8 protein-coding genes are annotated in these 12,671 nt (G+C 41.6%); all 8 read right to left on the minus strand.

Features of this window, described 5'->3' with window-relative positions; genetic code table 11:
- Positions 1 to 8: 8 nt before the first annotated feature.
- The 8 genes from NYE58_RS26200 to NYE58_RS26235 all read right to left on the minus strand — a co-directional run bounded on the left by NYE58_RS26200 (position 9) and on the right by NYE58_RS26235 (position 12,670).
- Positions 9 to 839, minus strand: a complete 831-nt coding sequence (locus NYE58_RS26200; protein WP_036682912.1) for a carbohydrate ABC transporter permease — start codon at positions 837 to 839, stop codon at positions 9 to 11.
- Positions 839 to 1,723: a carbohydrate ABC transporter permease gene (locus NYE58_RS26205; protein ID WP_036682917.1), complete on the minus strand. Its 885-nt coding sequence runs from the start codon at positions 1,721 to 1,723 to the stop codon at positions 839 to 841. The genes NYE58_RS26200 and NYE58_RS26205 overlap by 1 nt, the downstream gene beginning before the upstream one ends.
- A gap of 128 nt (positions 1,724 to 1,851) precedes the next feature.
- Positions 1,852 to 3,258 (minus strand): extracellular solute-binding protein, encoded by a 1,407-nt coding sequence (locus NYE58_RS26210; RefSeq protein WP_076129628.1) that lies wholly within the window; start codon positions 3,256 to 3,258, stop codon positions 1,852 to 1,854.
- A 439-nt stretch (positions 3,259 to 3,697) separates the two neighbouring features.
- Positions 3,698 to 4,435 carry a pyruvate formate-lyase-activating protein gene (gene pflA, locus NYE58_RS26215; RefSeq protein WP_036682920.1) on the minus strand — a complete coding sequence of 246 codons (738 nt, stop codon included), beginning with the start codon at positions 4,433 to 4,435 and terminating at the stop codon, positions 3,698 to 3,700.
- A gap of 217 nt (positions 4,436 to 4,652) precedes the next feature.
- A complete protein-coding gene (gene pflB, locus NYE58_RS26220) occupies positions 4,653 to 6,914 on the minus strand; it encodes a formate C-acetyltransferase (protein ID WP_076218917.1) in 2,262 nt (753 codons plus the stop codon).
- A 254-nt stretch (positions 6,915 to 7,168) separates the two neighbouring features.
- A complete protein-coding gene (gene adhE / locus NYE58_RS26225) occupies positions 7,169 to 9,790 on the minus strand; it encodes a bifunctional acetaldehyde-CoA/alcohol dehydrogenase (RefSeq protein ID WP_036682925.1) in 2,622 nt (873 codons plus the stop codon).
- A gap of 408 nt (positions 9,791 to 10,198) precedes the next feature.
- Positions 10,199 to 11,665, minus strand: coding sequence for an ABC transporter substrate-binding protein (locus NYE58_RS26230; RefSeq protein WP_076129626.1), 1,467 nt, complete (start codon positions 11,663 to 11,665; stop codon positions 10,199 to 10,201).
- Between the two features lie 132 nt (positions 11,666 to 11,797).
- Complete coding sequence (locus NYE58_RS26235; RefSeq protein WP_036682930.1) at positions 11,798 to 12,670, minus strand: carbohydrate ABC transporter permease; 873 nt, start codon at positions 12,668 to 12,670, stop codon at positions 11,798 to 11,800.
- Position 12,671 lies beyond the last annotated feature (1 nt).

The following is a 12,671-nucleotide window of genomic DNA, read 5'->3' on the forward strand; positions in this document are numbered from 1 at the left end:
GAATAAGGTTATCCTTTTACGCCACCCGCTGTTACACCTTCAATAATCTTCTCCTGAAGAATTGCATAAATGATTATTACCGGCAGTACGCTGAAGACGATACCGGCTGACATTTGTGCATAGTTCATCTGGTATTGATCACGGAATTGGACCATACCTACTGGAAGCGTTCGCAGCTCGTCATTCGACAGGAAGTAGTTAGCTAACAAGAACTCGTTCCAATTTCCCAGGAAATTAACAATGAATACCGTAACCATAGCCGGAACCGTTAGAGGTACAATAATTCTAGCAAAGATACCCGGTGCCTTCAAGCCATCCATGACCGCAGCTTCTTCTATTTCTCTAGGTAAATTTCGCATAAATGCTGCTAAAATAATGATGGTAAATGGAATCGCATTGGCGATATAAGGAATGATCAACGCCCAGTGGGTGTTCAGTATTCCTAACTTACGTACGATCGTATAAATCGGTAGCATTAAAGCATTATTCGGGATGAGCATTCCTACTAAAACCAGTGAGAACAAAATAGTATTCCATTTCCCCTGACGCATCCGCGTAACCGCAAAAGCAAACATAGACGCAAGCAGAATGGACACTACAGAGGCAAGGATCGAAATGTACAAACTGTTGAAAAAGTAAGTACTAATCTTGGCATTTACCCAAGCCTCCACGTAGTTATTGAAGACGAATTCCTTTGGGATGCCAAAAGGATTAAGCGCAATCTCATTATTATCCTTTTTCACAGATGAGAATAATACGAATAGGAAAGGAAACAGGATCACTAACAAATAGAATAAAAGGGCAATATGTGGCAGACTCTTTTTCAGGGCGCGTGGCATCAGTATTCAATCCTTTCTGTACGACGTGCAATCAGCAGCTGATAAAGGACTGTAACCACCAGTGTAAATGCAAAGATCAGGACAGCGATGGCATTTCCGTATCCATACTTAAAGTTCGTGATCGCATATTTAATCATGTAAGTTGCCATTACATCGGTTGAACCTGCAGGTCCCCCCTTAGTCATAACGATGACGATATCCGCAGCTTTCATTGCTCCAGCAATGGATAGCATAATTACAACCGAGATGATCGGTACGATTAGTGGGAGCGTGATACGAGTAGCGCGTTGAAATCCAGTTGCGCCGTCAATGGCTGCAGCTTCATCCAATTCACCAGGAATAGCTAGAATCGCCGCTAGGACCATAACGATATAAAATCCAGTCCACTGCCAAGCGTTCGTCAACAAAATAGAAAGCATTGCAAATCTTTCATCTGACAGCCAGTAAATAGGATTAATTCCTACTAGACTAAGGAGCTTATTAAAAAGTCCAATGTTGGGCTCATAGATAAACCCCCAGAGAATACCGATAACCGCTGTAGACATAATGGAAGGCATAAAGACTGCTGTCTTATATAAGCCCTTTAACTTCTTCACATTAGAAATCAATAACGAGAAGAATACGATCAACGGTACCTGTATACATACGGAGAAAAGAATAAACCAACCGTTGTTTTTAACGGATATCCAGAATCGTTCATCTCCTAGTGCTTTCTCATAATTACTTAATCCGGCTGATTTAACCGTCTCCGATACACCGTTCCAACTAGTAAAGCTGTAATAAATAGAGCTAAAAATGGGGTAAATGAAAAACATCGTGAACAATATCAATGCTGGAAGAACGAAAAGGAAAAACACCACTGGATTTCTTAATGCTTTATTCATGACTACCTCCGGTTGCTTTGACATCTGGCGAATAGTGAATGCTTCAGATCAAGTGCAAACACATATTTTCTTTGATTTTAAAAATGTACCCTGGATTTAGCACCAGGGTACATTCAGTTTGCAGCTATTTATTCAACTGCTGCGTTTGCTTCTTCTTGTACCTTTTGCAAAGCTTCGCCCATTTTCTCAGGAGTCGTCTGATCGCCAATCAGTTTTTGAATTTGAATGTTACTGATTTCTGTAGTTACATCAGCTTGAACAAGAGAGTCAAATGCTGGGAACGAAGATTGTGAGTTGTTAAGTACACCTACGATTTCGCTCATCAGATCATCAGTAATATTCTCATTCAATACGTTTTGGTCAATCTTCATTGCTGGCAATACACCATCTTCAACAAGTCCGCGCAATTGCATTTCTTCATTAAATAAGTTTTTAATAAAAGATTTCACAGCAGCCAATTGACGTGGATCTTTCTCAGCAGATGCAGAGAAACCATAACCATTGTTCACATCGCGCATCAATGCAGTTTGGTCACCCGCTCCGCCTTCAACTGCTGGGATGTTGAAGAATCCAACTTTACCGATCAAACCTTCGCCAGATTGGCCCGTTTTAAATACGGAAGATTTCCAAGTACCATCATACAGCAGGATCGCTTCACCACTAGTGAATTGTGTTGTGTATTCAGCATATTCAAAGCCAAGTTCGCCTTTTTTGAAGTAGCCTTTATCAACCCATTCTTTGTATTTCGCAAATCCTTTTACTACATTTGGATCAGACCATTTAGCTTCGCCTGTTGCAAATTTAGCAGTTACATCCGGACCTGCATAACGTGACCACAGGTGGTTAGCTAACATAAGTGGTACCCAACCAGCTTTGGATGCACCAGCCAAAGGTACTTTTCCATCAGCCTTGATATCAGCCAATTGTTGTTCCAATTCAGCAAATGTTGTTGGAGCCTTCCAGCCCTTGCTTGTATAGTATTCTTTGTTATAGAAGAAACCTTCACCAGAACCACCGATAGGCAACCCATAGATTTTTCCTTCATAAGTGAAAGGATCAAGATTTGAGAATTTATCCTTAATTCCAAGTTCCTCAAGGATTGGAGTCAGGTCAAGTAATTTACCTTCTTTAGCATAGATCTTGGAGTCAGGGCTACCGAACAGATCGAAGATTTCCGGTGGATTACCCGCAGCCATTTCACCACGCAATTTTTCTTTACGGTTTACATCTGAATCTACCCCATCGAGTTTAAAGGTCAGACCCGGTACATCCTCTTGTACTTTGTTAACTACTTCTTCGAGAATAGCCAGACGTTTCTGCTTGTCTGCACCGATTTGAGTGTGACGAATCGTCATTTCAAATGGCTCGTTATTTACCGGTTCTTCTGTTGCTGGAGCATTTGTAGCGGCTGAGTTAGTCGCGGTAGCGTTTCCATCTCCTTTGTTAGAAGACGCATTGTTGTTGCCTCCGCAACCAGTCAGTAAAGCTGATGATACGAAAATCAGGGACAATAGCAAAGTCATACTTTTTTTCATTTCTTGTGACCCTCCCTATATATTGATGTGCTTTACACTTCTTATTATAGAAAACAGACTTCATTATCGTAAGGTTAAGATTCATCCACTATAGGGATAAAAATCTCTAATGTAAGCGGAATCAACTACATGATAAGTTATATTTTATAACATTAAAATGTTAAATCGCTTTATTCATTTGTTTTTCTCATCACAAAAGTTTGTTTTTCTTTAAAAACATTTAATTAAAATATCAAATTAGTCATATTACCTGACATATTCATTTATTATCTACCCCATAAACCACGTGTAACTATAGCATGTCTTTATTAGAAATAATATAAAATTCCCCCTCAGAGGAGCTTTACCCCCTCCCTTTTTACTTCCTCATAACAAAAAACCGCACCTTCAGTGATGATCAACCACTGAGGGTACGGTCTCTCTTAAAAATAGATTTCTATTATACCAATGCCGTTTGCTTACGACCTTCTTCGACCAAGCGATATGCCCGTTGCACTTCTTCTTCTGTTGGAGAAGGTACTCCATCCAGTTCATAAGCTTTGCCGAGCATTTCCCATTTATAGATACCCATCTGATGATAAGGTAAGATTTCGAATTTCTCGACGCCATTTAAGGTTCCAATATAACGACCTAAGTTAATGAGATCCTCTTCACGATCATGAATACCAGGAACATATACATGTCGGATCCACATCTTACGATTATGGTCTGAGAGCCAGCGTGCAAGCTTCAAAGTTCGATCATTGGATTTACCGGTTAATTTGATATGCGCTTCTTCATCAATATGCTTCAGATCAAGCATAACCAAATCTGTTACATCCAATAAGTCATTAATCTTGTCACCTTCGTTGTAACCATTACTGTCTAATGTGGTGTGCAAATTCCAACGCTTCTTCACTTCCGTAAATAACTGCTTTACAAATTGCGCCTGCAAGGTTGGTTCTCCACCGGATACAGTTAACCCGCCACCGGATGAACGATAGTAGTTTATATATGGCTCGATTTCCGAAAGCACTTCTTCAAGAGTCATTTCTTTACCTTCATCTAAAGCCCAGGTATCAGGGTTATGGCAATACTGACATTTCAGCAAGCAGCCTTGCATAAATAAGACAAATCGAATACCAGGTCCATCAACGGTTCCAAAGGTTTCCAAAGAATGTATGCGACCTTTAATCATAGGATGTCATCCTTTCGCCACGCCAGACTAACAGTCCCTTTTTCAACGATGAAGATCCCTGTCCTTGAGACTGTCATATCCCTATATCGCGGCAATAAAATTTAAAATTTTAACAATTCTCAAACAAGATATTACCGCCCTTGAGACAAGGGCGGTATCTTCCTTGCAATTATTTCAATAGTAGTACTAATTCAAAGATCTTCATGACAGGAACAAATTACATCGAACCGTGGAATGTACGGTTGATTACATCCATTTGTTGTTCACGAGTCAGCTTGATGAAGTTAACTGCATAACCGGATACACGGATAGTCAATTGTGGATAGTTCTCTGGGTGCTCCATAGCGTCCATCAGCTGTTCACGGTTAAATACGTTAACATTCAAATGCTGAGCGTTGTTATGGAAGTATCCATCCATCATGTGTACCAGGTTAGACTTACGGGAATCCTCGTCTTTACCAAGTGCCTTAGGTACGATGGAGAACGTATTAGAGATACCATCTTGTGCATCGGAGTAAGGCAGTTTAGCTACAGAGTTCAGGGAAGCCAAGGCGCCTTTCTTGTCACGTCCGTGCATTGGGTTAGCACCTGGTGCGAAAGGTTCACCTTTCTTACGTCCGTCAGGTGTAGTACCTGTCTTCTTACCGTACACTACATTCGAAGTAATGGTCAGTACCGATTGAGTCGGCACAGAATCACGATATGTTTTGTTTTTACGGATCATAGTCATGAAGGTTTCAACCAATTCTACTGCGATGCTGTCAACAGCATCGTCATTGTTACCGTAGCAAGGGAATTCGCCTTCGGTTTCGAAATCGATCGCAATACCTTGTTCGTTACGAATAGGTTTTACTTTGGCGTATTTAATTGCGCTTAGTGAGTCAGCTGCAACGGACAGCCCAGCAATACCACAAGCCATCGTACGCAGAATGTCACGGTCATGCAGCGCCATTTCGATACGTTCGTAAGAATATTTGTCATGCATATAGTGAATGATGTTCAAAGTGTTAACATAAGTCTTAGCCAACCACTCCATCATCGGTTTGAAACGTTTCATTACTTCGTCATAATCCAGATATTCAGAAGTGATCGCTGGGAATTCCGGTCCAACTTGTGCTCCGGATTTTTCATCTACACCACCATTGATAGCATACAGTAATGCTTTTGCCAGGTTGGCACGAGCACCAAAGAACTGCATTTGTTTACCGATACGCATTGGAGATACGCAGCAAGCAATCGCATAATCTTCACCCCAGTATGGACGCATTACATCGTCATTTTCATACTGAATTGCACTAGTTTCGATGGAAACCTTAGCACAATATTTTTTGAAGGCTTCAGGCAATTTTTCGGACCACAGTACAGTTAAGTTTGGTTCCGGAGCTGGACCCAAGTTGTACAGGGTGTTCAAGAAACGGAAGCTGTTCTTAGTAACACGAGTTGTTCCGTCTTCAGCCATACCACCGATGGATTCAGTTACCCATGTTGGGTCGCCGGAGAACAGATCATTATAGTCAGGTGTACGCAAGAATTTCACGATACGCAGTTTCATTACGAAATGATCGACGATTTCTTGTACTTGTTCTTCAGTCAAAGTACCTTCAGCAATATCGCGTTCTGCATAGATGTCCAGGAAAGAGGACACACGGCCCAGGGACATCGCCGCACCATTTTGCTCTTTAACTGCTGCCAGATATCCGAAGTATACCCATTGAGTAGCTTCTTTGAAGTTGGTCGCCGGTCTGGAAATATCCATACCATGAGCAGCTGCCATTTCTTTCAATTCGCCAAGTGCACGAATTTGTTCGGACAGCTCTTCACGTAAACGAATGATATCTTCAGTCATGGAATCTACTTCAAGCTCAGTTTGTTGTTGTTTTTTGTCTTTAATGAGGAAATCAATACCGTACAGAGCAATGCGGCGGTAGTCGCCGATGATGCGTCCGCGGCCGTAAGCATCAGGAAGACCTGTAATTACGCCGGATTTACGCACAGCTCTCATGTCTGGTGTATATGCATCAAATACGCCTTGGTTATGCGTTTTGCGAATGTTCGTAAACATGTCAACGATGTTTTGTGGAAGCTCGAAGCCATAAGCCTTCGTAGCATCAACCATCATCTTGATCCCGCCGAATGGCTGGATGGAACGTTTGAAAGGAGCATCAGTCTGTACGCCTACAATTTGTTCCTTGTCCTTGTCAATGTAGCCTGGAGCATGTGAAGTGATTGTGGAGACAGTATCTAGGGAAACATCCCATACGCCGCCTCTTTCTCTTTCTTCCTTGCTCAATTGGGAAATAATCTTCCACAGTTCAGTTGTGTTACTAGTAGGTCCTACGAGGAATTCTTCGTTTCCTTCATAAGGCTTAATGTTGCTTGCGATAAAGTTGTTAACGTCAACTTTTCTGGACCATTTACCTTTTGTAAAACTTCTCCAACCGGATTTCACTTCTTGTACATCTTTTTCAATCACCGACATGCTAAATCCCTCCATCTATATTTATATTATATTTGTAGAGATCGCGGGCTTGAAGGTTGATCCCGTGTCTCGTGATCCCAAGAAAAATATGGTTGTTCGAAAATTCACAATCATTGTTCCATATATGGGACCGTTGTTTATATAAACATTTTAGTTTATTTTCTATAAATAGACTGTGACAAATATCACCTTTCCGGTGATATTTGTCACTTATATCTAATCCACAACCATCCTATTATCTACTTAACCAAATATTAATTATCAAATCTTCCGTAGAAAGCATTACGATATACATCTGCAAGTTCAGATACCAGTGGCAGCTTAGGATTGGCAGTTGTACATTGATCTTCAAATGCACGGTCAGCCAAGTAATCTACATGGGATTCAAAATCCTTAGGATCAAAGCCCAATTGTTGGAAGGATTCTTCGATACCCAGTTTTTTGTTCATGTCGCGAATAGCATTGATCAGGCTAGTTACACCTTCTTCAGTTGTGCGAGCTGGCAATCCCAGAATACGGGCGATTTCTGCATAACGCTCGTCAGCTACGAAGTGTGAATATTTAGGGAACGAAGCGAACTTCGTAGGTTTCTTAGCATTGTAACGAATAACGTGTGGCATAAGGATCGCATTAGTACGACCGTGAGCAGTGTGATATTGACCGCCCCATTTATGCGCCAAGCTGTGGTTAATACCCAGGAAAGCATTAGCAAAGGCCATACCAGCAAGTGTTGATGCGTTATGCATTTTTTCACGGGCAACTCTGTCGCCTTCAAGAGCCGATTTTTCAAGGTATTGGAATACCAATTGGATTGCTTTAATTGCCAGACCATCCGTGTAGTCACTCGCCATAACAGATACATAAGCTTCGATGGCATGTGTCAATACGTCCATACCTGTATCAGCTACAGCAGTTTTTGGCAAGCTATATACGAACTCTGGATCAATTATAGCTACGTCTGGAGTTAGCTCGTAGTCAGCCAAAGGATATTTAGTGTGTTGTTCAGTTGTTTTATCGGTAATAACTGCGAAAGATGTTACTTCCGAACCTGTACCCGAAGTAGTTGGAATCGCTACAAACTTAGCTTTGTTTCCAAGTTTAGGGAATTTGTAAACCCGTTTACGGATATCCATGAATTTTTGTTTCAGACCGTTAAAGTCAGCGTCTGGATGTTCATAGAATAACCACATTCCTTTTGCAGCATCCATTGGGGAACCACCACCAAGTGCGATGATGCAGTCCGGTTGGAATCTGTTCATCATTGCTGTACCTTTTTCAACTGTAGTTGTCGATGGATCTGGTTCAACTTCCGAGAACACTTCGATCGCTACAGGAGTTTGGCGTTGACGCAGGTAATGTTCAACTCTCTCAACATATCCAAGCTTAACCATCATTGGGTCAGTGATAATTGCGACACGTGTGATATCAGGCATTTTGGTTAGGTACTGAGTAGCGCCTTTTTCGAAATAGATCTTGTCAGGTACTTTAAACCATTGCATATTCACGGTACGACGATTCACCCTTTTCACGTTGATCAAATTAATTGCTGTAACGTTTTGCGACACGGAGTTACGACCATAAGATCCGCAGCCCAGCGTCAACGAAGGGATGTTAGTGTTATAGATATCGCCGATCGCACCATGAGTGGAAGGCGAGTTAACGAGAATACGTCCTGTTTGCAGACGGTTGGAGAACTTCATGATTACTTCTTCATTGTTGGAGTGGATAGCCGAACTATGGCCCATACCACCAAATTCAACAACTTGTGCTGCGCGTTCAATACCTTGATCTGCGTTTTTAACTTTGTAGCAAGCAAGCACAGGACTCAATTTTTCAGCGGACAATGGATATTTAGTGCCTACACCTTCAAGTTCTGCTACCAGAATCTTAGTGCCGGCAGGAACTTGAATGCCGCACATTTCAGCAATTTTCACTGCGGATTGTCCAACGATTGCTGGATTAACCGCACATTTATCAACGTTCATAGCGCCGCTAGTAAGTTTGGCAGCTTCTTCTTTGTTAACAAAGTAGCAGCCATTAGCGATCATTTTCTTTTTCACTTGATCGAAGATTGGTTCTTCGATAATAACAGCTTGCTCGGAAGCGCAGATCATACCATTATCAAATGTTTTGGAAAGAATGATGTCCGTTACGGCTTGATCGATATCCGCGCTCTTTTCGATGAATGCAGGTACGTTACCGGGACCTACGCCAAGAGCTGGTTTACCACAGCTATAAGCTGCTTTTACCATTGCAGAACCGCCAGTTGCAAGAATAAGTGCAACGTCAGGGTTATTCATCAAAGCGTTTGTTTTGTCCATCGTTGGCATTTCAATCCATTGGATACAATTCTCAGGTGCGCCAGCTTTTACAGCCGCATCATGAAGAATTCTAGCAGCTGCTGCACTACACTCTTGCGCAGATGGGTGGAAACCGAATATAATAGGGTTCCGTGTCTTAATCGAAATCAACGCTTTAAACATCGTGGTGGATGTAGGGTTGGTTACCGGTGTGATACCCATTACAATTCCGACGGGCTCAGCAATTTTTTGGAAGCTTTCATAAGCATTGTCTTCAATAACGCCTACTGTTTTATCGTATTTAATTCCGTGCCAGATATATTCTGTCGAGAAGATGTTTTTAGTAATTTTGTCTTCGTAAACCCCGCGGCCAGTTTCTTCTACAGCCAATTTAGCGAGGTACATATGTTTGTCGAGTCCAGCCAACGCCATTGCATGAACGATTGTGTCAACTTGCTCTTGATCCAGCGCCATGAATGCCTCATGTGCTTTTTTCGCTTTATCCACCAAAGTCTGAATATACTCTTCAGCGGTAGTTTGTTTAACTTGGGCGGCGACTTCGTTCTTAACTGCCATCTCCCTCGTCCTCCTGTCAATTTTTAGGTTGTTTTTCTCTACACATTTATCTTATCACATCATTTCCACCTTGTATAGTGAAATCTTTCACAAAGTATAAAGTTTTTTTGATTTGTTTTCAAAGCGCTTTCATTCGATCATATTATAGGTGTTTTACCATTATTTATGCTGTATTATTCCTTAAATCTAAAGTTTATGTTTAAAAAGACAAGAACCGATACCCATTTTCTACCTTTCCGCTCGCAAAAATATTTTAAAAATGCAAATCTAATTTTGTTGACACTCTATTTTTCCCATGACCCTCTAAAAAATAGTCGGGAGCCATCCGTTGGGTTGATTTATAAAAATATCAATAATATAAACATAAAAAAACCGACTCCTAAAGGAGCCGGTTCTGTCCTTCCTTGCCTATTCTACTTTAATTGTATCGAAGAATTTCTCTTGCACTGTTTTGGCAGCAGCTTCAAGCTGTGTCTTGGAATCTGTTCCCTTTTTGGAGAACAGCTCTTGAATTACATTGGACATGGTTGCGTAGTAGTCCTGTGTATTGTATTGCGCTTCCGGTTTACCGTCCAGCAAGCCTAAAATATCAGGGCTGTATTGATATACATTTGTATATTTATCATACACAGCTTTTGTTTTCTTGCCGAAGTCAGAATCTGCAGAATAGTAATCTAAGAGCGGCGGAATAAAGTATTTGCCATCCGTTGTACGTTGTTGCAGAACCGCATCCAGTGCTTCTAGACCTTTATCGGAGAAGTAATCAAATGTAATATAACGGAATGCCATTTCTTGCTCGTCTGGTGTTGCATTTGGATTGATTACAAGGTAGTCACCACCAAGTACCCCAGTGTGTTTTCCGCCTTTTTCCATCGCAGGCATTGGATACGTAAGTACATCTTCTGGTTTCAGACCGCCTTGATTCAACGCTTGCTCAATAACACCGTCAGATCCAGCCATTACCATTGCTGTACGACTTTGTTGGAATGCGCCTACAGCATCGCCCCAGCCCAGTGCCCAGTCCTGAGGAATCGCGTTTGCTTCCCATCTAAGTTTCTTGTAGAAATCCAGCGCTTTAATCCCAGCCTCAGAATTAAAAGTAGCTACAACCTTACCGCCTTCAATCTTCTGAATTTCACCGCCAGCTTCGAACAGGAAGTTGGTCCAGTTCCAGCCAGCTTCATTCCCTTTACCCATTGGAGCAATACCGGAAATCCCTTTTTTGGTATCAGCTACGCCTTTCGCGGTATTCAGCATATCATCCCAAGTCCAATCCATAGATGGAACAGCAACGCCTTTTTCATCCAGCATTTTTTTGTTGATCATTGTGGTTGTTACATAACCCTTTTGAGTTACGCCGAATACTTTTCCGTCAATGATAAATTGGTTTTGGAGAACCGGGTTAATTTGATCCTTAAATTCGTATTTATTCCACAGATCCGTAATGTCAGCTACCCAGCCTTTTTCAACAAGAAATTTTGCTTCTGTAGCGTAAGTGTTAAAGAAGGTTGGAGCTTCATTCGCTGCCATTTTGATGCCGATTTCACTTACATTGTACTGCCAATCGTCTTTGACGATTTCAACATTCGGATACTCCTCTTGGAAACGTTTGATCTTGTCATCTTCCTGTGCTCTAACTTCGGTTAGGTCAGGGGTTGGATAGTGAATTTTGATGGTCACTTTTCTTTGTGTGATATCATCAGTTGGCGCTGCTGTAGCACTGCCAGCATTATCTGTTGCAGCATTCGTTGGCGCAGTAGTCGCTTCCCCTTCCTTGTTTCCTGTTGTGTTTCCGTTATTGTTGTTACCGCCGCATGCGGTTAACAATGATCCGGCCACAAGGAGGCTTAGTAGCACGCTAGAGTACTTACGCATTGAAACTCCCCTTTTCAATTCATAGTTATCTTACATATCGATCATAAAAGAGAAATCGTTTACAAACGAGGTGCATTTATATTCCTTTCATGTGCATGTTTACGATCCGTGACTAAATTCGTCGATCCGCGCTTATCCCTTAACTGCTGATAATGCGACACCACGCATAATGAACTTTTGGAAGATCAGGAAAACAAGGATCGGCGGCAACGATACGATAAATAGGATAGCGAATTTAATATTCGTATTAAGTGCCTTTACATTAATAACGTATTTATAGATTGCTGTCGCGAGCGTATATTTCTCTTCACTGTGCATAACCAGAGATGGCCAGAACCAGTCATTCCATGCAGTAGAAAAGATAAAGATCGCCAGCGTAGCAAATATCGGAACCGACAATGGCACTGCAATGGAGAAAAAGCTTCTCGGCTCAGAGGAGCCGTCAATCCGCGCGGCTTCAAAAATTTCAGGATGTATCCCATCAAAAAAGTTCTTTAAGAGTAGAAAATAGAATGTATTCGCACCAGCCGGCAGCCAAAAGGCAGCGTACTGATTCAGTAATCCAAGCTCTTTTAGATTGACAAAGTTGGGAATCATGTAGCTGGTCGCCGGAATAAATAATGTCATCAGGAAAAAGAAATAAATTGCCTTTCTGTAAGGAACATTCATACGAGAAATGCTGAAAGCAGACATTCCCAATACGACTAGTGTCACGACCATATTCCCCACAAAAATATAAATAGTGTTCTTAAGGAACATCAGCAGATCAATGTAGTTCATCGCTTCTTTAAGGTTGCTGAAGTGCCATTCCTGCGGGAAAAAATGCGGTGGGAATGAGTTCACCTCTTGATTCGATTTCAGTCCGTTAAATAACGTCATACAGATCGGATACAGCATGCTAAACACCATAATCAAAATAACCACGCACATCAAGCCATAAACGATCTTATTGCTTGTTTTTTTCAAATCATGTTCTGAGAGAATCCCTCTATCTGCGCTCTTCATC

The organism is Paenibacillus sp. FSL L8-0708, assembly GCF_038009325.1.
In the GTDB taxonomy this organism is placed as follows: domain Bacteria; phylum Bacillota; class Bacilli; order Paenibacillales; family Paenibacillaceae; genus Paenibacillus_AQ; species Paenibacillus_AQ odorifer.

Coding starts and splice junctions, on each gene's coding strand:
- NYE58_RS26210 (WP_076129628.1), bottom strand. CDS start 3,258: ATGAAAAAAAGTATGACTTTGCTATTGTCCCTGATTTTCGTATCATCA.
- NYE58_RS26235 (WP_036682930.1), bottom strand. CDS start 12,670: ATGAAGAGCGCAGATAGAGGGATTCTCTCAGAACATGATTTGAAAAAA.
- adhE (WP_036682925.1), bottom strand. CDS start 9,790: ATGGCAGTTAAGAACGAAGTCGCCGCCCAAGTTAAACAAACTACCGCT.
- pflB (WP_076218917.1), bottom strand. CDS start 6,914: ATGTCGGTGATTGAAAAAGATGTACAAGAAGTGAAATCCGGTTGGAGA.
- NYE58_RS26205 (WP_036682917.1), bottom strand. CDS start 1,723: ATGAATAAAGCATTAAGAAATCCAGTGGTGTTTTTCCTTTTCGTTCTT.
- pflA (WP_036682920.1), bottom strand. CDS start 4,435: ATGATTAAAGGTCGCATACATTCTTTGGAAACCTTTGGAACCGTTGAT.
- NYE58_RS26200 (WP_036682912.1), bottom strand. CDS start 839: ATGCCACGCGCCCTGAAAAAGAGTCTGCCACATATTGCCCTTTTATTC.
- NYE58_RS26230 (WP_076129626.1), bottom strand. CDS start 11,665: ATGCGTAAGTACTCTAGCGTGCTACTAAGCCTCCTTGTGGCCGGATCA.